The 21,763-nt window shown below is 48.2% G+C and carries 14 protein-coding genes; 2 read left to right on the forward strand and 12 right to left on the reverse strand.

The features are described 5' to 3' along the window. Positions 1 to 93 precede the first annotated feature (93 nt). Positions 94 to 237, reverse strand: coding sequence for a hypothetical protein (locus BUB73_RS17160; RefSeq protein WP_158236671.1), 144 nt, complete (start codon positions 235 to 237; stop codon positions 94 to 96). Between the two features lies 1 nt (position 238). Beyond that, positions 239 to 1,153, reverse strand: a complete 915-nt coding sequence (gene rfbD, locus BUB73_RS03530; RefSeq protein ID WP_073161475.1) for a dTDP-4-dehydrorhamnose reductase — start codon at positions 1,151 to 1,153, stop codon at positions 239 to 241. Positions 1,154 to 1,271: 118 nt separating this feature from the next. On the opposite strand from rfbD, the gene BUB73_RS03535 reads away from it, so the two are divergent. After that, on the forward strand, positions 1,272 to 2,438 hold the full coding sequence (locus tag BUB73_RS03535) for a GDSL-type esterase/lipase family protein (RefSeq protein ID WP_073283656.1): 1,167 nt from the start codon (positions 1,272 to 1,274) through the stop codon (positions 2,436 to 2,438). 178 nt (positions 2,439 to 2,616) lie between these two features. Here the strand turns inward: BUB73_RS03535 and BUB73_RS03540 are convergent, their stop codons facing one another. From BUB73_RS03540 to BUB73_RS03570, 7 genes are all read right to left on the reverse strand, one after another. Next, on the reverse strand, positions 2,617 to 4,347 hold the full coding sequence (locus tag BUB73_RS03540) for a glycoside hydrolase family 11 protein (protein WP_083539630.1): 1,731 nt from the start codon (positions 4,345 to 4,347) through the stop codon (positions 2,617 to 2,619). Positions 4,348 to 4,595: 248 nt separating this feature from the next. Further along, positions 4,596 to 7,289: a DNA gyrase subunit A gene (gene gyrA / locus BUB73_RS03545; protein WP_073161478.1), complete on the reverse strand. Its 2,694-nt coding sequence runs from the start codon at positions 7,287 to 7,289 to the stop codon at positions 4,596 to 4,598. Positions 7,290 to 7,346: 57 nt separating this feature from the next. Next, positions 7,347 to 8,237 carry a 5'/3'-nucleotidase SurE gene (surE, locus tag BUB73_RS03550; protein ID WP_073283662.1) on the reverse strand — a complete coding sequence of 297 codons (891 nt, stop codon included), beginning with the start codon at positions 8,235 to 8,237 and terminating at the stop codon, positions 7,347 to 7,349. A gap of 121 nt (positions 8,238 to 8,358) precedes the next feature. Then, positions 8,359 to 9,501, reverse strand: a complete 1,143-nt coding sequence (locus BUB73_RS03555) for an ATP-binding protein (protein WP_073283664.1) — start codon at positions 9,499 to 9,501, stop codon at positions 8,359 to 8,361. A gap of 263 nt (positions 9,502 to 9,764) precedes the next feature. After that, the gene (locus BUB73_RS03560) at positions 9,765 to 10,928 is read right to left on the reverse strand and encodes an FISUMP domain-containing protein (protein ID WP_073283667.1); all 1,164 of its coding nucleotides are present in this window, start codon (positions 10,926 to 10,928) and stop codon (positions 9,765 to 9,767) included. A 145-nt stretch (positions 10,929 to 11,073) separates the two neighbouring features. After that, the gene (locus BUB73_RS03565) at positions 11,074 to 11,829 is read right to left on the reverse strand and encodes a TrmH family RNA methyltransferase (RefSeq protein ID WP_073283671.1); all 756 of its coding nucleotides are present in this window, start codon (positions 11,827 to 11,829) and stop codon (positions 11,074 to 11,076) included. Between the two features lie 50 nt (positions 11,830 to 11,879). Beyond that, positions 11,880 to 13,139 carry a PD40 domain-containing protein gene (locus BUB73_RS03570; RefSeq protein WP_139258473.1) on the reverse strand — a complete coding sequence of 420 codons (1,260 nt, stop codon included), beginning with the start codon at positions 13,137 to 13,139 and terminating at the stop codon, positions 11,880 to 11,882. Positions 13,140 to 13,356: 217 nt separating this feature from the next. On the opposite strand from BUB73_RS03570, the gene BUB73_RS03575 reads away from it, so the two are divergent. Then, positions 13,357 to 14,730: a glycoside hydrolase family 5 protein gene (locus tag BUB73_RS03575; RefSeq protein WP_073156803.1), complete on the forward strand. Its 1,374-nt coding sequence runs from the start codon at positions 13,357 to 13,359 to the stop codon at positions 14,728 to 14,730. A 115-nt stretch (positions 14,731 to 14,845) separates the two neighbouring features. Here the strand turns inward: BUB73_RS03575 and BUB73_RS03580 are convergent, their stop codons facing one another. The 3 genes from BUB73_RS03580 to BUB73_RS03590 all read right to left on the reverse strand — a co-directional run bounded on the left by BUB73_RS03580 (position 14,846) and on the right by BUB73_RS03590 (position 21,761). After that, positions 14,846 to 16,054, reverse strand: coding sequence for a hypothetical protein (locus tag BUB73_RS03580; RefSeq protein WP_254794999.1), 1,209 nt, complete (start codon positions 16,052 to 16,054; stop codon positions 14,846 to 14,848). Positions 16,055 to 16,257: 203 nt separating this feature from the next. Beyond that, entirely contained in the window at positions 16,258 to 18,999 is a 2,742-nt protein-coding gene (locus BUB73_RS03585) for a TIGR02171 family lipoprotein (protein ID WP_073156806.1), read from the reverse strand. Further along, a complete protein-coding gene (locus tag BUB73_RS03590; protein ID WP_175552185.1) occupies positions 18,999 to 21,761 on the reverse strand; it encodes a TIGR02171 family lipoprotein in 2,763 nt (920 codons plus the stop codon). Before BUB73_RS03590 ends, BUB73_RS03585 begins: the two co-directional genes overlap by 1 nt. Positions 21,762 to 21,763 lie beyond the last annotated feature (2 nt).

The following is a 21,763-nucleotide window of genomic DNA, read 5'->3' on the forward strand; positions in this document are numbered from 1 at the left end:
AGTATGAGTTACGAGAATCCTATGGCATGGTCCAGCCAAGATCACCTATCTCATAATTCGTACTTTGTAATTCAAAGATTAAAACCGCCGGTTTTAATCTTTGATATGTCCACACTTGTCGCAGGTGAACTTGTAGCTGTTATCCGGATCCACCACCATGACGCCGTCGCATTCGGGGCATTCACAGGGGAGTTCACCGGGCATTACTTCGCGATAGGTTTCTTTTTCTTCGTTCATTTTATTCCGCAATTTCCTTTAGGTAACGGCTCAGGGCATCCTGCCAGGTAGGCAGCGGTTCAAAGCCAGCTTCACGCAACTTGCTCTTATCCAGTCGGCTGTTAAAGGGTCGAGCCGCCTTAGAAAGACCATATTCCGCAGTAGTCACAGGAACAACCTTGGTGCTCATGCCAGCCTGCTTGTAAATTTCACAGGTAAAATCGTACCAGCTGATGAATCCGCCTTCGTTGGTAGCATGGTAATAGCCGTACTTTTCAGATTCATTCATATCGATAAGCAGACGGGCCAGGTCAAACGTGTAAGTGGGAGTACCGATCTGGTCGTTCACCACGCGCACGGTATCGTGAGTCTTGCCCACGTTGATCATGGTCTTGATGAAGTTCTTGCCATTCAAGCCAAAGACCCAGGCAATGCGAACGATAAAGTACTTTTCCAGAGTGTTAGAAACGGCAAGTTCGCCTTCCAGCTTAGTCTGACCATAAACATTCAGAGGCTTGTAATCCTTGCAATCCGGTTGCCAGGGTTCAGAACCTTGACCATCGAACACATAGTCTGTGCTGATGTAGGTCATCTTGCAATCCAGCTTCTTACAGGCGTTGGCAATGTTCTGGGTACCGCCGGCATTTACCGCACGTACCTTTGCCACGTTGGCGTCATCTTCAGCCATATCCACGGCAGTCCAGGCAGCACAATGAATCACGGCGTCGGGCTTGATTTCAGAAATCACCTTTTCAACGGCAGCGGCATCAGTAATATCCAACTGAACGTAGGGCATCGTGGTAACGGCACTTCCATCGGCCACACCACTGTATTCAGGAGCCATATCCGTACCGACACCGGTATGACCACGCTTAGCCAATTCATTCATCACATCGTGACCTAACTGGCCACCCACACCTGTAACAAAAAACTTCATAATGCACTCTCCCATTTTTTGCGGGAGCTCCATGACACCAAAGATAGAAAGTTTCCCATTTTAGCTAAATTTGGATTCCGGTAAATCAGGTTAGGAACGCTAACTTTAAAAAAAGGTTATGTCAATGTCCACATTCACCAAATGGGTTGCCGCCTGGGGTAACGCCACCTCTATCACAGACAGAACTGCAGCGGTATACGCCAAGGACATCACCCTCCGCTACCCCATCCGCATTTGTTTTTCGGGAAGTAAGATCCGTTTCAGATTTTCCAATCTGACAGGAACTGAACCCGTCACCATTACAAGCGCATTCGTCGCCAAGCAAGTTCCGCAAACCGCAAACGCAACGACCTACACCCCCGCAGCCATCACCTTTGATAGCAAGGTCTCCATCACCATGGCCCCCGGCACCGAAGTAGAAAGCGACGCCATCGCCTTTGACATTACCGCCGGCGAAACCATAGAAGTCAGCATGTACTTCGCAGACTTCACACAAATGAACGCAGGCACCCTGATTACGGGCCCTCTTTCCAATGGCAAGTACAGCTACGGCAATTTCGTCAAGGATCGCGACCTTCCCGCCGATTTAACCCGCAACACCAACTGGTTTTACTTCCTGAACACCGTCGACGTATTCACCGAAGAACAGAACCACGCCCTGGTCTGCTACGGTGATTCCATTACCGCCCAGGATTGGCCCGATTATCTCGCCCTGCGCGCATGGGACGCAGGCTTCCGCAATGTGTCCGTCATTCGTCGCGCCGTCAGCGGCACCCGCATTCTCCGCGAATACAACTGCATCACCTATGCCGCCTACGGTTTAAAGGGCGCCACCCGCTTCCCCATCGAATTGAACGTAGCGGGAGCTTCTGCAGTAATTATCCAGCATGGCATCAACGACATCATCCATCCCGTGGGCGTCGAAGTCAATAAGTTCCGTCCCTGGAGCGACATGCCTACCGCAGAAGATCTGATTAGCGGCATTCAGGAAATCTACCTCACCCACGCCCGCAAGCTAGGTCTCAAAGTTTACAGCGGCACACTGCTCCCCATTTACGGCTGGCGCACCTACAACGAAAACCGCGACGCCATCCGTAACGCATTCAACCAATGGCTGAGAACCGCAGCGGATTTCGACGGTTGCGTTGATTTTGACGCCGCTGTACGCGATTCCGCCCGCCCAGAATGTTTCGCCCCAGGCTTTGACTCTGGTGACCACCTGCATCCTAGCGCCGCAGCCTATAAGGCCATGGCGGAGGCCGTTCCCGAAGATTTGCTGAAATAAAAAACAAGTCCCGAAAACCGCCCTTGAAGAGGCCCCCAAAAAGCCTCCTTCATCTTTCGGGAATTTTTCATATATCACGCACACATAAAAAACGTCCCGCATTCACGGGACGTTTCTTCGTTAATCACAGAGGTTTTGTAAGGAGCAATTGAGTGAGTAACGAAACCTTTTGCCTTTCTTAGCGAGAGACAGAAACCTTCTGGAGTCGATTGCCCTGGCGAACCATGTAGACACCACTCTGCTGGAACTTGGCCTTGAGGGCATCCTTCAGAGAGGTACCGGCAGCAACTTCAACCAAGCCCAGGCTCTTACCCTGCATATCGAATACCTGGAAGCTGCCCACGGCCAGTTCGAACTGAACACCCTGAACCATAGAACCGAAAGAAGTCGTACCAGAATCATTTTTACTTTCGGAACCCGGTTCAGCAGTGGTGAAGACCAGCTTGACGTCACTAATCTTGACAGCACCTGTAGCCTGTCCCAAATTGAAGGCAAACTGAGCGGCATCATCAGAATCTTCTTCCATAGCAAAGATAAATGCGTATTCCTTTTCCGTGGTGGTGATGTCAAATTCCTTAGTGGCGTATGCACCCCAGGGGTCTACGGACTGCTGGAAAGAAACTTCAATCTTGCGAGCAACATCTGCGCTAGCCTTAAAGGACAACTTGTACTTCATGCCCTTATCAAGAGCCACACCGTACTGAACAAGCTGCGGCATATAAGTTTCTTTACCAGTAGTGGTAACGTCAACCGTAGCCGTGCCACCAGCAACAGAAGTCTTTGCAGCAGAGCCACCCCAGTTTGTACCCTGACCCAGGAACCAAGATGCATCGTTGCTTGTAGAAATCACGCTGCCGCTAGGGAAATTACCATCCTTAAGAAGGTTCACAGAGGTTTCGCCAACCAATTCAAACTTGGCGACCACAGACTTTTCCTTGTCCATGGTTACAGAAATGGTTTCGGTAGAACCAGTAGCGCCACCTTCCCAACCCACAAACTTCCAACCTTCGTTGGCCTTGGCGGTGAGCTGTACAGTAGATTTGGGAGCATAATAGTTAGCGCTGGGGCTCTTTGTCACAGTACCTGCAGCAGCAGGAGATGCAGTTACATTGAGGGCAAGTTCATCGGCACTGCCACCGATTTTCAGCAGGTTCTTCTTAACTTTAGCATAACCCTTTGCTGTACCCGTATTTCCAGTGTAGGATTCAATTTTCATGGAAGCAACTTCATACAGCTTACCCATCTTCATACCAGCTTTAGCCCATTCGCTGAAGTGCTTGGAAATAGAAATGGTACCCTTGGTACGATGCTGGCTCGTATTCGACGGGATGGACCAATACTGCTTAAAGGTGCTGGTACCCGAAAGAGAAGGCTGCTGAATACGGTCGGTAGTATAGAAATCGTAGCTAATACCATCGATAGTTGCAGAACCCCACTTTTTACCGCCCTGGGTAGGATTGTAGCTTCCGCGATCCTGGACAATGTAGTATTCAATTTCATTGCTGAAGCCACTGGGTTCGTCCCCTCTGTCGTAATAGCCCCAGCCATAGACACTGACATACTTCACGTTGTCGGTGGAGCTCCATTCCACATCAAATTCGGAGGTAATATTACCCACATTCTGTACGGTAACACTGGAGTTAGATCCCCAACGCTTTCCGGTACGGGCTAACATGTTGATAGTACCCTGCCATTCAACTTCGAAAGCACCACCATTTTCGTCGCTTACGTTAAGCTTCATAGTTGCGGAACCGGCACCATTCTGGCTCCAGAGTTCGTAATCATAGCCACCGGCGCTACCCATTTTCTGGGATGTGCCATTGGAGCAGGTAACGGTCTGTCCCCAGGAAATGGATGACGAAATTGCAGCCATGGCAAAGGCTGTTGTTAAAACTTTTTTGATACTCATACTTATCCTCTCGGGGGGTTATTTGTACTCTATTCTAATCTATACTATTCTACATCGGTTGTTAAGCACTACTGGATCAATTCCGTTGTAGCCTTCTACAACAGCTACAACAGGTAAAAAACAGCTTTTTTCTAAAAAAAATCAACAAAAAGAACGTTGGCTTTATAGAGTTCCGTAAAAAAATCCCTGTTGCAATAATAAGCAACAGGGATTAAAAGTTTTAACCGATAATTTAAAACAAACTATCGCTAGTCTTCAGAAGGAGCACCAATCTGCTGTTCCGGAGAATCATCCTTCACAACGGAATCGTCATCCACTTCAACGCCTTCGACGTGGTCGAAGGTTTCCTTGGCTTCAGCGGAATCATGTTCGATGTCTTCAACGCTAGGCAGAGCAGTTGCATCCTGGACGGTGTCGCCATCGTTCAGGCGGATACACTTCACGCCGATCGCGCTACGATTGGTAAGACGGATAGAATCGGCTTCGATACGGATGACCTGGCCTTCCTTACTGGTAATGATCAAGTCGTAATCATCTGCAACACTTTCTACGAATACTGCAGAACCGGTCTTTTCCATACCGTCGGCACTGAGGTTGCGAACGCCCTTGCTGCCGCGCTTGGTCACGCGGTAGGAGCTGGGCTGAGAACGCTTACCAAAGCCCTTTTCGGTAATGGTCACGATCTTGTTGCCTTCCTTGAGCCAGATGAGGGAGATGACTTCATCACCTTCGGCCAGGGTAATGCCCTTCACGCCGTGAGTGCCACGACCCATGGAACGCATGCAGCTAATGGGGAACGTTACGGCCTGACCATTCTTGGTGGCAAGCATCAGGAGGTCCTTGGCAATGGGCTGGGCAGCGGTATCGTCGCCATCTTCAGATTCAGGGGCGGCCTGATTTTCTGCAGTCTGAGATTCTACAGATTCATCATTGTCGTCACCTTCCTGAGAGGCGTTAAATTCTTCGGCAGACATACCCACCAGCTGTACCTTCACCAATTCATCGTCTTCATCCAGGCTGATGGCATTGACGCCAGCCTTACGGGGACGGCTGAAGAGGGTGAGGTCCATCTTGTTGACGATACCCTTCTTGGTAGCGAATACCAGGCAGAAGTAACCGCCGAACTTACGAACGGGCACAATAGCCTGTACCTTTTCGCCTTCGGTAAGACCAATGAAGTTGATAATGGGGCGACCCTTACTGTTGCGGTTACCTTCGGGCAGGCGATAAACCTTGGTCCAGTAGGCACGGCCCTTGTTGGTAAACACCAGCAGGTAGCTATGGGTGCTTGCAGTAAAGATCTGGTCCACGTCGTCATCGTCCTTGAGGCCGGTGCCAACAACGCCCTTACCGCCGCGAGACTGAGCCTTGAAGGTATCGATAGGCAGGCGCTTGATGTAGCCTTCCTTACTCAAGGTAATTACCTGTTCTTCTTCGGCAATCAGGTCTTCGTAGTCGTAATCGTCTACAGCATCTTCGATGGAGGTGCGGCGTTCGTCACCGAACTTAGCCACAACGGCATCCAGCTTTTCAAGCATAATGGCAATGCGACGTTCGCGCTTTTCCAGGATATCCTTCAAGTCGGCAACGAGAGCGATCAGTTCGTTGTATTCGTTTTCCAACTTTTCCAGGTTCAGGCCGGTAAGCTGGGCAAGACGCATGTCCACGATAGCCTGGGACTGAATTTCATCCAGGTTGAAGCGATCCTGCAAAGACTTCTTTGCGGCTTCGGTGGTTGCGCTGCTCTTGATAATCTGCACCACTTCATCAATGTTCTGAGTAGCGATGCGCAGACCTTCGATAATGTGGAGACGGGCTTCAGCCTTCTTCAAGTCGAACTGGGTGGAGCGGGTGATCACATCAAGACGATGGTCAATATAAATCTGGATTAAGTCCTTCAGGGTCAGAACCTTGGGCAGGTTGTTCACCAGGGCCAGGTTGTAAATGCTGAAGGTAGTCTGCAGCTGGGTATTCTTGAACAAGTTGTTCTGAACCACTTCTGCAACGGCATCCTTACGGAGTTCGATAACGACGCGGATACCTTCCTTGTTGGATTCATCGCGGATGTCGGTAATGCCGTCGACGCGCTTGTCCTTAACAAGTTCTGCAATCTTCTTACAGAGTTCAGCCTTGTTCACCATGTACGGAATTTCCGTCACGATGATGCGGGGCTTGCCGCGGCTGTCGGTTTCAATTTCTGTGCGGGCACGGAGGCGGACCTTGCCGTGGCCAGTGAGGTATGCATCACGGATACCTGCGCGACCGCAGATGATGCCACCCAGAGGGAAGTCCGGACCGCTGACATAGTTCAGCAGTTCTTCGCCCGTAATGTCGGGATTTACAGCCTGAGCATGAATAGCGTTTGCAATTTCACGGAGGTTATGGGGTGCCATGGAGGTGGCCATACCCACAGCAATACCGGTAGTACCGTTCACCAGCATGTTGGGAATGGCAGAAGGCAGGACCTTCGGCTCTTCCAAGGATTCATCGAAGTTGGGACCCATGTCTACGGTATCTTTTTCAAGATCTTCCAGCATGAGAACACCCAGGTTGTTCATCTTGGCTTCGGTATAACGCATTGCAGCGGCGCCGTCACCATCGATAGAACCGAAGTTACCCTGACCGAAAACCAGCGGATAGCGCAGGGAGAAGTCCTGAGCCATACGGACCAGAGTTTCGTATACAGCGGAGTCGCCATGGGGGTGGTACTTACCGATCACGTCACCCACGATACGGGCAGACTTCACGGTGGGCTTATTGGGAAGCACACCCAGCTTATGCATACTGTACATGACGCGGCGATGCACCGGTTTAAAGCCGTCACGGGCATCGGGCAGAGCACGAGCCACAATCACGCTCATGGAGTAGCGGAGGTAGCAGTCCTGCATGTCCTGTTCAATCAAGGACTTGAACTGAGTACCTGGAAGCATTTCTTCAGACATTCACTTTTCCTCAAATTAGTGATTAGTGGTTAGTGGTTAGTGGTTAGGAAAGCACTCCTAAACTTGGCCACCCTCCGCTAATTTTTCATTTATCATCTCATCTATTAATTTCAAACTTTCGTAGGCGGTCTGGTTGATGCGGTGGGGCGTAATAGTCGCATAGCCCTGGTTCAACAGATAGTCATCACTATCCACAGGGGATTCATTCCACAACTTGTCGCCATCCAGCAGCCACAGCTTGTCGCCAGAGCCATCTTCTGCGTCTACCAGACTATAATGGTCCGTAAACATTTCGCGGGCCATGACCGCAGCCTTGAAGCCCTTGAAGTCCGCAGGCTTTACCTTGGGGAAGTTCACATTCCAGAAAGTACCGGGCGCAATACCTTCAAAAAGGCGTTCCTTGACCACACGAACTGCAAATTCAACAGCAGTTTCCAGCAGGTCTCCCCCACAACCGCGGAGGGAAAGTGCAACGCCGGGAACACCCCACAGGGCGGCTTCGCGGGCACCGGCAACCGTACCGGAATACAAGGACGAGACGCCGGAATTTTCGCCAACGTTCACACCAGAGAAACAGACGTCGAATTCACCTGCGGCAGAACTTACACCCGGGCAACCCTCCGGTTCCTGGGAAAGCCCGAATTTTGCGAAGTGACCAAGGGCAAACTTGGCGCAATCTGCAGGTGTGCCAGACACGGAATAGAATTCATAAGGCCAGGCTTTTGTACCGTCGGTTGCTACGGGAGCGGTTTCATCCACGGGCACCTGTTTAACGCGCAAACCTCTGCGCACGGTAAAGGCCTGACTGACCCCGCTCTGCTCCGTTTCGGGGGCAAAAACGAACACATCAGCCACCTTGGACAAGGCAGCCGCAAGAGCGCGCAGATTGCCGCTCTTAAACCCATCGTCGTTTACGATGAGAACACGTGTTCTAGGGGTATTTTGCATGCTCTATAAAAAATAGAAATTTCTTACAAAGCGGGCTGTAAAAACCTGACATTTTAAAGCAAAAAGCGTCCCTTTTGAGGGCGTTTTAGGGGTATTTTTTTGGGGAAAACTAGAATGCAAACTACGGTCTAAAATTTTTGACTTGAACACCTTTGAATTCAAAACTTTCTTTGCCTGCATAAACGACCGTTTTTTCGCCACACATTTCGGGATATTCCTTTTCAAAGACACCAAAGTTTTTGACGAATTCCGAATTGAAAGTTTCCGAAGACTTTATTTCAAAAGGAGTCAGGATCCTTCCAGTTTCTTCAACAAGGTCAATTTCCTTGCCGTCACTGGTTCTATAATACCAGAAATTTTTCTGCTCCGCGCAATTAAACGAACGCTTCATTCTTTCAAGAATCACAAGGTTTTCAAAAAGATTGCCACGCAAAGGATCGCGGTTTAATTGTGATTCTTCGGCAATTCCTAGCAAGGCACATGCAAGCCCAGTATCGTAGAAATAGAACTTGGGCGATTTTATCAAGCGTTTAGTCCTATTCATGTACCACGGATTTAATGTAAAGCCGATAAACGAAGCCTCAAGAATCGACAACCATTCCTTCGCTGTCCTAACGTTGATTCCGCAATCGTTAGAAAGGGAAGTGTAATCCAATATGGAGCCGATTCGTCCAGCGCAAAGAACAAGGAATCTATGAAAAAGAGCCGCATCCTTTATATTGACAATTTGGCGAACATCCCGCTCAACATAGGTTGAAATGTAATTCTGGTAAAAGAAGAACCTGTCTGGACGTTCCGTTATATAGCGGGGGTACCCTCCCGAAAGAATTAGACTGTCGATGGAATCATTTGCGTTCAGTTCCTTGATTTCGTCCAGGGAAAAAGGCAGCAGTTTAAGCATGGCGACACGACCGGCAAGAGTCTGAGTCACAGCTTGCTGTAATGCAAAATTATTACTGCCCGTGACAATGAACAAACCCTTTTGATTTGATTCATCGACAATCTGCTGCATATAGGATAGCAAATGGGGAACATTTTGAATTTCATCAAGAATGGCCCCATTGGGGATACTTTTGAAGAACCCCCGGGGATCCTGCAAAGCTCTTTCCCTGGTGTCAGGATTTTCTAGAGAAATGTAGGGTTTGTCGGCGAAAGTGTCGCGACAAAGAGTAGTTTTTCCGGATTGCCTGGGACCATGAACCAGAACGACCGGGTATTGCGAAGCAGACTTTAACAGGAAGTCTTTGATTTGGCGCCTAATCATGCCCTAAATATAAGTTTTGTAAAAATGGTAGTCAAGTACACGTTTTGCAAAACTCTGCCAGGCGTAAACGTGCGCTTAGCAAATAAGTTGTAATTTTTAAGCCCGTTGGCCTACTGTATTATTACTGCACAAATGTAACTTATAACCTGCCCTGTCGGTTCGTTTCACAAGCATTTTTACAGTAATTTCGCAGCTTAGGCGCCACGCAAGCAATTATCTAGCAGAGCTTTAAATTAAACTTTTTTTAAGATTAGACTATCAGACTAGTAGTCCTTCGTGCAGCGGACGGGTTGATAACCATATCGTTCTAGACCTGAATCATACAGAGTATAAGCATCCGTATCACTCGTCAAAACGGTCCTTCCCATATCATCTCGTTTTTTACTCAAAGCCGGAAGCCAAGCTCTTGCAAATTCTCCATACCCATAAAATTTTCCCTGAAAAGAATATCCTACCGGAAGAAGCGAGAAACCATAATAATCCTGTCCATTCCAAACAGCTCTCGAATTAACCATGGCTCCGCCCCCCAAAAAACGCCACTCATTTTCTTCCATGATATGCCACCCCTTCGGGCATATTCCCTGAATGTGTTGATCAATGTATTTGCCATTGTCAAAATATGTCGTATCGAGTTTTTCGACGGCTACTGTGTCATATTTTTTAGGAATATTCATGGCCTCGCTCCATGTATAGAGACCACCGAATCCATTGTCGCAATACCATTCATCATCATTATAGCAGACCTTTTCCACAATCGAGTCGCTAAATTCAGTTGCATTAGCCAATATCTGTTTTCCCAAATTCAGATTTTCGGCAAAAAAAGTGTACTGTTCGTCGACGCCATCACCAGCACCATCAAAATGCTTTTTAATAGTAACAATCTTATATTCCTGACCATCGCGTTCATCGACAAATGTTTCATAATCAATTTTTGATGCAAACTGTTTTTCCATATTGGGGTGTGGGACATAGGGTTTTACAGTATCTTGTCCACCAACGGAGTCTCTAAGCCAAAAATCATATTTACAAGTAAAATATTGAGTGTATACGCCACTCATCACTATAGCCGTATCACCATTACAACAGTTTGCAGCCAGATCAGCACTACCATCTTCATTTCGACCATTAAAAGGGCACCCTTCAGAGGAACTCGACTCAACCACCGACGAGCTACTATTCTTGCCGCTTTCAAAGCTGGAGTTCATTTGTTCACTACTCGAACTAGCTGATTCGTTACCCTTAGAGTTGCTAGACGAAACCGAACTGCCACCGGAAGACGCCTTTTCACTACTAGAGATTGCTTCGTCGCCACTGGAAGACGATACTTCCGCTACCGGGTCCGGTCCGGCACCGCTGGAACTGTCATCACAGGCCACAAGGCCCAAAGCAAGCGCAAACGCAACACTTGTCAAGAAATTCTTTTTCATTTCCATTTCCTTGCAAAAATTTCAGGTACCCTTCGAGAACAGCCTCTATTTTTATGCAGATTTGTCCGAGCGGATCTTCGTGAGCCGCAAGCGATTCATCTTTATGAGTCGTGGCGGCGAGAGCGAGAGCCGTCACAGGTTCTTGTTATGCAGAATAGCTCGAGCGGATCTTAAACGCCATGATGGCGAATGCTCCGGCCACGTTCATGCTGGCCTTGCGGCCTGCCATGGGAATGGTCACCTTCATGGTGGTGGCGGCCATGATTTCGGGAGCGATACCCAGTTCTTCGTTACCCAAGATAATCAGGCCCTTTTCCGGCCACGTTACTTTGTTTATATCAGGAATGTTTTCGCCGGTTTCAAGGGCGATAATCTCGTAGCCGTTTTCTTTGTGCCAGTTGATGCAGTCAAAAGGATCTTCCCAGCGCTTGATGGGAATCCATTCCTGGCAGCCGCGGGCGGCACTTTTCACGGTCACATGATCGGGACTGCAACTATATCCGCTGAGGTGTACGCCTTCCAGGCCGAAGCAGTCGGTGCTTCGAATGATGGAACCCACGTTAAAGGCACTGCGAAGGTTATGAACCAACACAGCAAACTGAATAGGTTTTTCCGCGGCTTCCTGACGGTCACCCGGTTCCTGTTCCAGATAGACGTCACGTTCAAAGCCAAGGCCTGCGCGGGTACGGAAGGTCTTGTACAGGTCAATCATCTGAGCCTGGTTCTTCCCTACCAAAGTTTCTTCTGCAGGAAGCTTCATCCATTCCGCATAGGTCTCGAATTCACGACGAGCGCGGGGAACGTCATCCCCCAGCTGGAGGATGATGACGCGGAGAAGTTCCGCCATACGCTTATTCTTGGAGGAATCCTTTGTGGCGAGAAATTTCTTTTCAGAGAACATATTTTGCTGGATCCTTCACTTCGTTCAGGATGACACGCGAGTGGAGAACATTACTTGGCCTCGGCGACGCCTGCGGGAATGTGTTCAGCGCCTTCGGCGGCCATGTTCTTGTCCATCTGAGTGCGGGTCAATGCATTCACCGCATCGGTCAGGCGATCGATAGCCTTGATCAGCTCATCCATCTTGGCATCGCTTGCACCACCTGCAACGGCTGCGGCAGCCTGGGCCTTTACATCAGCAGCGGTGGCAACAGGCGCAGCCTTAACAGGAACCTTGCCCAGCCAGATATCCGGCCAACGGTCGTTACCGGAATGGTAAGTGATACGGGTAGCAGATTCTACCGGTTCACCAATCTTCCACATATAAAGTTCGTAGTCGAACATGTCGTGGTCATGGCCCTTATCGGTAGCACCCCACACCAGCCACTTCCCGTCAGGGGAAATTCTGGGGAAGTATTCATGACTGCGACGACCCGGCAAATCCATCAGACGAACATTCTTGGGTATACCGAAGAAGCCAACCTTTTCAACCTGTTTGCCATCCTTGGCAGAGAACCACAAAATTTCGCTAGGAGCGGCAGTACCGCCATTACCCGTAGGATTCACGCGATAAAGCTTTGAACCGTCAAAATTCCAGTCAATCTGGCAACCGTCACCGGACTTGGTCCAGCCACCCTTTTCCAGATTCCAGACGCCAGTTTCACGCATGGAACCGCGAAGAGTAATAGCCAGATGCTTTCCATCAGGACTCATATTCGGTTCCTGAAGAATTACGCCAGACTTGTCAAAAGCGACTTCGCCGTCAAGGATCATAGTTTCTGCCTTGGAAGCCAAATCCATGGTAAAGACCTTGCCTGCACGACTAAACACAATAGACTTTCCATCAGGGCGCCACGTACCCCAGGTCGCATTCTCAACCACCTTATGGGCATCACTTCCATCCAGATTTACCATCCAGAGGTCCCACTTTTCGGGGTAGTTGGCATCGTTTTCGGGAACCCAACCGCCCTTGCTGCGGTTAAAGAGCACCTTGGATCCATCGGGGGAAATTCTGGGGAACCAGTCCACATTATCACTAGCAGTCAGGGCATGAGCGCCAGTTCCGTCGGCATTCATAAGCCAGATATCGTGATGAGAATTTGCTCGACTTGTAGACCAGGCGATTATACCTTCCACCTTGCCTTTCAAGGCGTCCAAAGCCTTCTGTTCATCGGCGGTGGGGTCAACGGCAGCTCCGGTAGGAGCCCCCTGCTGGGCAAAAGCCATAGCAGTTGCAAACAGACTGGGCAATACAAACTTCATTGCTTTCATAAAATCCTCAATTCGCGCCTTATACTTTTCTCTCAAAAGATAGCAACACAACCTTATTTTCTAAAAAAAATCAGCATTTTATACCCGACATTCCCCATTTTTAAGGTCAAAAACTTGATGAGAAACACAATCGGTTCCATCCGTATACATAAATCACTTACAATTAATCGCAAATTAAACTTTTGAATTTATTTTAGTACAAAAAAAGGTGTGCTATATGAAGATGTTTTCTATTCCCGCTCTCGCCTGCGCCATGACCCTGGGTTTTGGCCTGGCATCCGCTCAGACAATCACCCCCACCCGCGTGGGTCCCGTTAGTCAGTACGGCCAGCTCATCACCGGTAAGAATTCTGCTGGACAGGGCCGCATTTACGGATCCTGCGAAGGCGTCAAGGACGGTGCCGAAGTACAGGTTCGCGGCATGAGCCTTTACTGGAGTATGGTCGCGAAGTCTACCGAATTCTGGACTCCCGAAGGTATCGCCACTATGGTCAACGACATGAACGTCCAGATTGTCCGTGCCGCCATGGGTACAACCAACGAAGACTGGTGGGGATGTAAGGACGGAACGGAAAGTTGCGGCAACGACAAGTCCAAGCACATTACCGGCTATGCAACCGATGCCGAATTCCAGACCAATCTTATGAACACCGTGGTAGAAGCAGCCATCAAGAACGACATCTATGTCGTTATCGACTGGCATTCCCATCAGGCTCACGAAGAAGTGGACAACGCAACAAAATTCTTCACAGAAATGGCCCAGAAGTGGGGCCAGTATGACCACGTCATTTTCGAACTTTACAACGAGCCCAAGGAAACATCCTGGGGCGTGATCAAGGACTACGCAGACAAGGTCGTTTCCGCCATCCGTCAACATTCCGACAACCTGATTCTTGTGGGCAACAGAAAGTATGACCAAAACCCGCAGGAAGCCATCAATAACGAAGTAACCGGCGAAAACATCGCCTACACCTTCCACTATTACGCCAATTCCCATTGTTGGGAAGGTCAGACAAGCTGGGGTGACCCCTGCGAAGGCGCCAATGCCCAGCAGGCAATCAACGCCGGTCTGTCCGTATTCGTGTCTGAATGGGGAACCGCCGACGCAAACGGCGGCGGCAATCCCGATACCGGCCGCAACACCAGCTGGCAGAATTGGATGAATCAGAATAAACTTTCCTGGGCAAACTGGAGTGCCTCCAAGGTTGAAGAAGGTACCGCCGCATTCAGCAGCGGATCCAACAGGAACAGCCTGCAGTACACCACCTCCGGTCAAATGGTCAAGGAATATCTGTCAACCAATCCCACCACTTACACCAGGTGCGCCACCGCCCCCATTCCGGAACCCAATCCGGAAGAAGCAATCCATGGTTTGCACAGCGCAAACTTTGACGTAACCTTCTCAGGCAAGGCATTGAACGTTTCCGGTGCTACCGCCAACGTTGAAATCTTTACCGCAAAGGGTGACAAGCTGATGGACATCAACAACGTGCAGGGCGAACTTTCCCTTGCCGCATTCCCTGCAGGTAAGTACCTGGTTCGCGTAAAGTCTGGATCCGTTTCCAAGATGAAGGCAATCAGCATCAAGTAACTCAAATTTTCTATGAGAGAGAAGAGGTCGCCGGCCGTGGGTCAAACCATAACGCTGGCGGCCATTTTCGCATCCAGGAATGCATACAGATAAAAGAACGTAACCTGGAATCCGTTTAGTTGACGCGATCTAGTACTGCAAAGTACTCATCGTTATAAACGCAAGTCCACCGACCCGACTGAATCAAGGAATTAATCAGCTTTTCCCAACGGGCGTAATATCGCAAGGGAAGAACGGCCCTATCTATATTATGAATTTGCGCATGAGTTACAAACTCCTGGGGATTTTCGGCAAAGTTTAGATACTGCTGAAAAAAATCCGCTGACTTTAAAATAAAGCGTCCGTCGATGTACGTTGAATCCGCAGGATTTATAAAGGCTAGATACCCTCCAGCACGGTCATCATTAAACAATCTTCCCAAATGAGGATGCATCGACATCCACTGTGCCGCCAACACAGGCACACGCTGATACGAAATCATCGAGCAATCGTACGTTGTTAGAGAACGGCACCAAAGCCCTGCGACAAACATCAATGCCGCACACAGAATGCCCCATACGACTTGCCGCCCATGGGCGGTCATTCTCTTTATCCACAGATTCACTCCGGCAGTCACCACAACCACACTGTAGATGAACACGGGCAGGAACAGCACGAAATTCCGTTCAGCGGTCAAAGCGAGAACCGAAACCACAAGCAGGCCAAAGCGATACTTAAAAGAACTCCGTAGGCTAATCGCAATTCCCGCCAGCGACATCAAGATTACAAGCGCAGAAGTTCCCGCAGATTCTCCGGCAAGAAGAATCTTGAAGGGTGACCTGTTCTCGGCAATTTCACTTGCAAAAATAGAGGCGGATTCCGTAAGCCCTAAAAGCCGGTCAAGAAGTCCAAACGGATACAGGAAAAGCCGGAGTCCTTCAGCATGAAGAAGTGGCATCAAGAACATTGCTATTACAAAGGCAATCCATGGAGAACGCCACCAGCACTTAACCCTGGAAACAAGAACATAGAATGCAAAGAGAGGGCCGAGAATGTACAATCCCTGGCATTTGCACCATAGCCACTGTACCAAGAGAACCAGCAGCGACACCATCATTTTCTTTTTCAAGGCCCAGGCAGAATCAAAAACTTTTTCAAGGAGATTCCAATACAGTCCTAGAAATACAAGACTGAATACAACAGGACGGATTTCAAACTGATAACGGAAAACAAAAAGTAAAATGGCGAAGCACACCGTCACCAGCCAACTTAAGGTTTTATAGCAAGGGCGGAGGAAAAGCCAAAATACCAAGCCCCAAAGCAAGGACTTTGCAAATACAAGCAAGGGGGCTCCACCTAGACCATAGACAAAACCCGTAACGGCCTGAAAGTATTCATGTACATTTACGACAGGTTCACGAACAGGAGTCCACGTAACCACCCATTCTCGCGAACAGGCCAGGTGCCACCAGATATCAGTATCCGTTAACGGGAATAGTGCAACCAGAATTGCCGTCAAACAGATAAATGAAAGCATCCTAGGCAAGACTACTCCAAGGTCTTGAGCAAGGAATCAATACGGCTAGTAATCCGCATAGCCCCATAATAGCAGAGGTGGTCTGCATCAGAAGCCATGTCATCATCGTAGTCGTGGTTTCCCATCTTATTTTCATCCATCATCACGAAATTCGGGTACTTTTCGCTCAGCGCCTCAATCTTCTTGATAAGGCTCTTGGCCTTACTGCGACGCAAGCCGTAGCGTCCGTAAGCGCCTGTTTTCTTGTATGCCGGATTCTGCGGGAACAAAACGCCAACCACATAGATATCACGTTTCTTAGCTTCCTTGATAATGGAAACTAACGTATTAAAGCTACTGTCGAGCAATGCGGGATGATCATCTAAATATGTGGAGTCAAACAGGACCTCGGGATTCTTGCCCCAGGATTTGCATTTCGCCTTGCAGTAACGTCCATAATCCACCTTATAATCTGAACCGGACAACACACCAGGTCCGTCTTCAGTATATTCCGCAAGACCTTCAGGATATCCATCCTTCCAATAATCGTGATTTTCATCGTACACATAACCAGGATAGTTCTTGTAATAAGAGTCAAAGAAGTTATCACCGTCAGCACCATCGACCTTATGCCAGAAATCAATATCCAGCGACAGGACGATATATTTCATGTTCTTCACATGGTTGAACACATACTTGTGCAGCAAATCCCTAATGGTATAAATGGAGCTTGGCGTCTGCGCAATATTGATAGAAAAGAAATCATCTTTCATCTTGTTCGGAGACACACCATCCAAAGGTCTAGACGAGCCAACAATAACAACCTCGGCGGAATCCCTATATTTCCAGATCAGTTCCATCTTATAGCGCATCAGAAGCGCACTTTGACTGTCGCTAGGTTTCATATAGACACCCGCGCTATCGGGATCAAGGACAGATTCGTTTTCCAATTTTATCGGTTGCTGAATCCAGAAACTGGGATGCCACAACTCATCACTTTCGGCCACATCGATAACGCTACTGTCAGAAAGGTTTACCAGCACGATCTTAGGATGAGCATTGTTGGAATTGGTAACGGTAGCCACAATCAGGTTAGAACATTCATTAGGATTGCGATTCTGAACCCACTCGCTATGGTCAAAAGAAAATCCTTCGGGAGCCTTTACGGATTGAATGAGCTTGCCCGTACTATCGGCCACAAGAATACGTTCGTGGGTCTTGTAATCATCGCCAACAAATTCCTTGCCAGTCTTTCCACCGAAATCCAGGAACAAAGTCCTCTTGCAAACATCATGGGATAGCGACACGTTGCAGGCCTGTTCACCATTATACCAGACCGTATCCGCCCCACCCACACGAGCTCTAAGCAGGCGGGCCCCCGTCACAGCAAACTTATTGTTGTTGCTGACGCCTCCATGATAGGCTCCGTTAAAGAGTTTCTTCGGAGTTCCAAAACGGTTATTCGAGAAAGTTACCTGCCAAGTGCTTTTTTTCTCAAAGTCAGATTCGTTCTTATTATTACCAGCATCGGATACATAAACGATTACGGTATCTCCGTTATCCAGAACTCGCCATCTGGGAATTGCGGCATGATCGCTATCCAGCTTATAACGTTTATAAGTTTCAAGGTTTCTAACAAAAAGGTTAGACTTTCCACTTACGCCTTCCAATCCTGTACAATAGGCGACATATCGACCGTCAGGAGAAATTTCCGGATGATAGACCGAAACGGAATCATCAAACTCATAAGCATTCAAGAAGCCGTTAGAATAATCCACATAGGCGAGATTTCCCGTCATATCGTCTCTAAAGGCAAGCTTTCCCTTATAACTTTTTGAAAGGCGGTATATGGTGTTATAGTCAATAACGGAACCTACGCGATTGCAACTAATGGTACCATCACTGCTCAACCATACCGCAGAAAGGAAGGGACCATAGACAAGTCGGAAGCCCACATAATCGGCCTTCGTTGAAGATGTTACGGTATAAACGTCACCCCTGCTGTAGACATGCATGGACTTGGGAGAATTCTGATAGCTCCCCCCCTTGATAATGCGTTCACCAAGGGAGCCGCCGTTCAGCGCCCCCACAAAGTTATACACTGTAGTATCGGCAAATTTTCCCAGCCAGTCGTTCACCCATTCCGCAACGTTACCGGCCAGATCACACACATTCAAATCATCGCCGGTAGTGCAGACTTCATGAACTTCATAATCAGAATTGTCGCTATTCCAGCTTTTCTTCGGGAGCCAATTTGTCTTTGCGGCAAAAGCCCATTCCGCTTCAGTGGGCAAACGGAAGCCCACATTTTCCATTTTATAGACGAAGCCTTCCAGGTTAGTGCAGTTTCCGTCGGAATCAAAAGTCATTCCCGTATAGGAATAAACCGTATCCAACTTCTCTTGCTTACTCAAGGCATTCGCATATAGAACCGCATCATAGAAGGTCACGTTCGTCACAGGCAAATTTTCTTTTGAACAGGAAACGAACTTCCCCCACTTTTCGCCCTTGGCCAACTTCTTGTAATCGCCACAAGTAACCTCATGCTTATCCATGTAGAAACTGTAGTTGAAAAGGACCCGCATCTTGGTCTTTTCATTTTCCTTGGCATCTTCATCATCGGTTCCAAGGAAGTTGTCAAATTCTGCGGCAGGATCAAAATACACCATTCCCTTTGGCATATAGCCTTCTTCCGTAGAGCTGCTAGCAGAATCCGAACAGCCCCAGAAAAGCAAGACCATCATGCACAAGGCAAGGCTAAATACACGTTTCATTACTTAAGTCCTTTCAACACATCAACAAGGCGGGTTGTTATGTATTCGGCACCCACACTACTTAAATGGTCACGATTATAGGCCATTTCATCAGCGTAGTTATGGTAACCCATCTTGTATTCATCCATCAGGATAAAATGTTTCTTTCGCTTGGCCAAATCATTCAGCCACTGGATTTTTTCAACAGCGATACTGCGTTGTAGGCCATAAACACCAAAGCTACCGGTATTGGCATATTGGGGTGCCTGCGGGAAAATTATACCTATAAGATAAATGCCTTTTTCTGCAGCAATATCAGTCAGAGCTTCCACTTCCTGCAAGCAACTATCCAGGAATTCCAGCTGTTTATCGGTAAAGACAGAGTCAAACAGGACGTCAACCGGATCAGAATTCCAGCCGCGAGAAGCAGACCAAATATTTCCGCGTTCACTAAACTGTTCCACGAGTTCATCTTCTGCAGGATAGGCTTCACGAACCGCATCAACAAAGCCTTCGGGAATTCCATCTTCCCAATGATTGTGGTTTTCGTCATAAATATACCCAGGCACAAAATCTCTAATCAAAGCCCAGTGATCTTCGACACCACGCCAGTTATCCAAATCGACAGAGAATACAATAGCCTTCAAACGGTCTGCATGCTTCAAGGCGTAGTTTCGGATAAAATTCAAGTCTCGATGACCGTCAATACCCGACACAGCCACATTCAGCATATTCCATTCCGGATAGAGGTCGGGATTCAAGCCCATTTCACTGCGAGAACTTCCGACCATCAGGACTTCTGTACGGTCTAACTGTTCCCAAAACTTCTGAATCTTGATTCTATAGCGAGCCTGTTCAAGATTATGGCCATCTCCGAGGTAGACGCCAGCACTATCCCAATCAATCGTAGACTCTCCTCCTGCGTGACCGCTGTGCTTAATCCACAGACTAGGATGCCAAAGGTCATCACCTTCAATCAGTTCAACCACGCTACTGTCAGCAAGATTAATCAAGGCAATTCTAACATGAGAACCTTCCAAATCGGTAAGAGTAGCTACAGCAAAATTTTCCTTGTCGCTCCAATTGTTTCTTAGAGCCCATTCGCTATGATCAAAGGTATAGTTTTCGGGAGCGGCAACAGACTGTACCAGTTTGCCAGACTCATCGGCAATCAGCAGGCGCTGGTGAGTTCTGTATTTTTCGCCTACAAAGTCAGCACCAGTCTTTCCACCAAAATCAAGGAATAAGGTTCTTGCAGAGCCATCTTTAGACAAGGAAACGTTACAGGCCTGTTCACCATTGTACCATACTTCATCCTTTGCGGAAGAAGCCAGGGTTTCCCCCTTACGGGCAACTTTTGCACGGAGCAAACGAGCACCGGTTACAGCCAACTTTTCGTTAACACCGCCATGATAGGCTCCATCAAACAGTTTCTTGGGAGTACCGAACTTGCCGTTTGCAAAAGAAACCTGCCATGTAGAAGTTGCTTTAAAGGAATCATCATTTTTATTGTTGCCAGCATCCGTCACATATACAATCGTCGTATCCCCATCTTCGGTAACACGCCAGCGAGGTATAGCGGCACTTTCAACATCAAGTTTAACCAGACCGAGACCAGACACATCTAAATTACGCACATAAAGTTCAGAACGGCCGCTAACTCCTTCCGACTTGGTACAGAAGGCCACCTTGGAACCATCAGGGGAAATATCCGGATGATAAACCGACAGTGTATCATGGATTTCCCTAACGGTAGAACGGCCACTGGCATAATTCACAAAGCTCAAGTTTCCAGATACATTGTTTCGGAAAGCAAGCTTTGCAGAAAATGTTCCCACCAGGGACTGCATGGTAGACGAGCTAACTAGAGAAAGTACGCGGCTCCCGTTGGCGGAGCCATCAGAAGACAACCATGTTGCGTTGGCGATTTTACCATAAGCCAGCCTAAATCCCACATAGTCCGCCCTAGTCGAAGAAGTCACCGTATAGATATCGCCACGGGAATACACATTCAAGGATGTTAAATCATTACGATAGCTTCCACCCTTTACAACACGTTCACCAAGAGAGCCTCCATCAGGAGCTCCCGTATAATTTAAAATCGTAGTATCCTTGAAATAACCAAGCCAGTCATTCACCCACTCCATGGCATTACCTGCCATATCGCAAAGCATCAATTCTTCTTTAACGGCTTTCCTAGACAGGGTATTTCCTGTCTTTTTCACGGAACACACAGGATGCAGTACATAGTCAGAATTACCGGCATTCCAAGACAAATCAGGATTCCAACCCGTAGAGGCCACCAGGACCCATTCCGCTTCCGTTGGCAAACGGTAGCCATCGGTTTCTGGCCTGAAGACAAAACCCTCTAAATCAATGCAATGTCCTTCTGTGTCAAAAACAGCCTTCGTGTAGGAATAGGCTGTATCCCTATGATCCTTGACGCTTTTGCCATTGGCAAAGAGAACCGCATCATAGAAGGTAACATTGGTTGCAGGCAGACTATCGTTGTCGCAAGGAATCTGCACCAGTTTCAGTTCGTTAAATTCCTTACAGGTTACCTCATGTCGTCCCACAGAAAAATTGTAATCGAATTCCACCTTCATCACGGGGCGTTCATTGACCTTACCATATTCCGAGCCCAAGAAGGTTGAGTGCCCTGCGGCAAGAATCCGGAGCATACCTTCGACAGAATCCCTATCCATTACAGGCTGAAAATACTCCGGCATCACAATCTTCGCCTCCGGTTCAGAATCGGAGCACGAAAGAGAACAAAATACCATTC

The sequence above is a fragment of the Fibrobacter sp. UWH6 genome (assembly GCF_900142465.1).
In the GTDB taxonomy this organism is placed as follows: Bacteria; Fibrobacterota; Fibrobacteria; order Fibrobacterales; family Fibrobacteraceae; genus Fibrobacter.

Bases quoted from the DNA above. Each gene is read 5' to 3' on its own strand.
- BUB73_RS03570 (WP_139258473.1), bottom strand. From the start codon at position 13,139: ATGAAAGCAATGAAGTTTGTATTGCCCAGTCTGTTTGCAACTGCTATG.
- BUB73_RS03555 (WP_073283664.1), bottom strand. From the start codon at position 9,501: ATGATTAGGCGCCAAATCAAAGACTTCCTGTTAAAGTCTGCTTCGCAA.
- BUB73_RS03535 (WP_073283656.1), top strand. From the start codon at position 1,272: ATGTCAATGTCCACATTCACCAAATGGGTTGCCGCCTGGGGTAACGCC.
- surE (WP_073283662.1), bottom strand. From the start codon at position 8,237: ATGCAAAATACCCCTAGAACACGTGTTCTCATCGTAAACGACGATGGG.
- BUB73_RS03575 (WP_073156803.1), top strand. From the start codon at position 13,357: ATGAAGATGTTTTCTATTCCCGCTCTCGCCTGCGCCATGACCCTGGGT.
- BUB73_RS03565 (WP_073283671.1), bottom strand. From the start codon at position 11,829: ATGTTCTCTGAAAAGAAATTTCTCGCCACAAAGGATTCCTCCAAGAAT.
- gyrA (WP_073161478.1), bottom strand. From the start codon at position 7,289: ATGTCTGAAGAAATGCTTCCAGGTACTCAGTTCAAGTCCTTGATTGAA.
- BUB73_RS17160 (WP_158236671.1), bottom strand. From the start codon at position 237: ATGAACGAAGAAAAAGAAACCTATCGCGAAGTAATGCCCGGTGAACTC.
- BUB73_RS03585 (WP_073156806.1), bottom strand. From the start codon at position 18,999: ATGAAACGTGTATTTAGCCTTGCCTTGTGCATGATGGTCTTGCTTTTC.
- BUB73_RS03590 (WP_175552185.1), bottom strand. From the start codon at position 21,761: ATGGTATTTTGTTCTCTTTCGTGCTCCGATTCTGAACCGGAGGCGAAG.
- rfbD (WP_073161475.1), bottom strand. From the start codon at position 1,153: ATGAAGTTTTTTGTTACAGGTGTGGGTGGCCAGTTAGGTCACGATGTG.
- BUB73_RS03560 (WP_073283667.1), bottom strand. From the start codon at position 10,928: ATGAAAAAGAATTTCTTGACAAGTGTTGCGTTTGCGCTTGCTTTGGGC.
- BUB73_RS03540 (WP_083539630.1), bottom strand. From the start codon at position 4,347: ATGAGTATCAAAAAAGTTTTAACAACAGCCTTTGCCATGGCTGCAATT.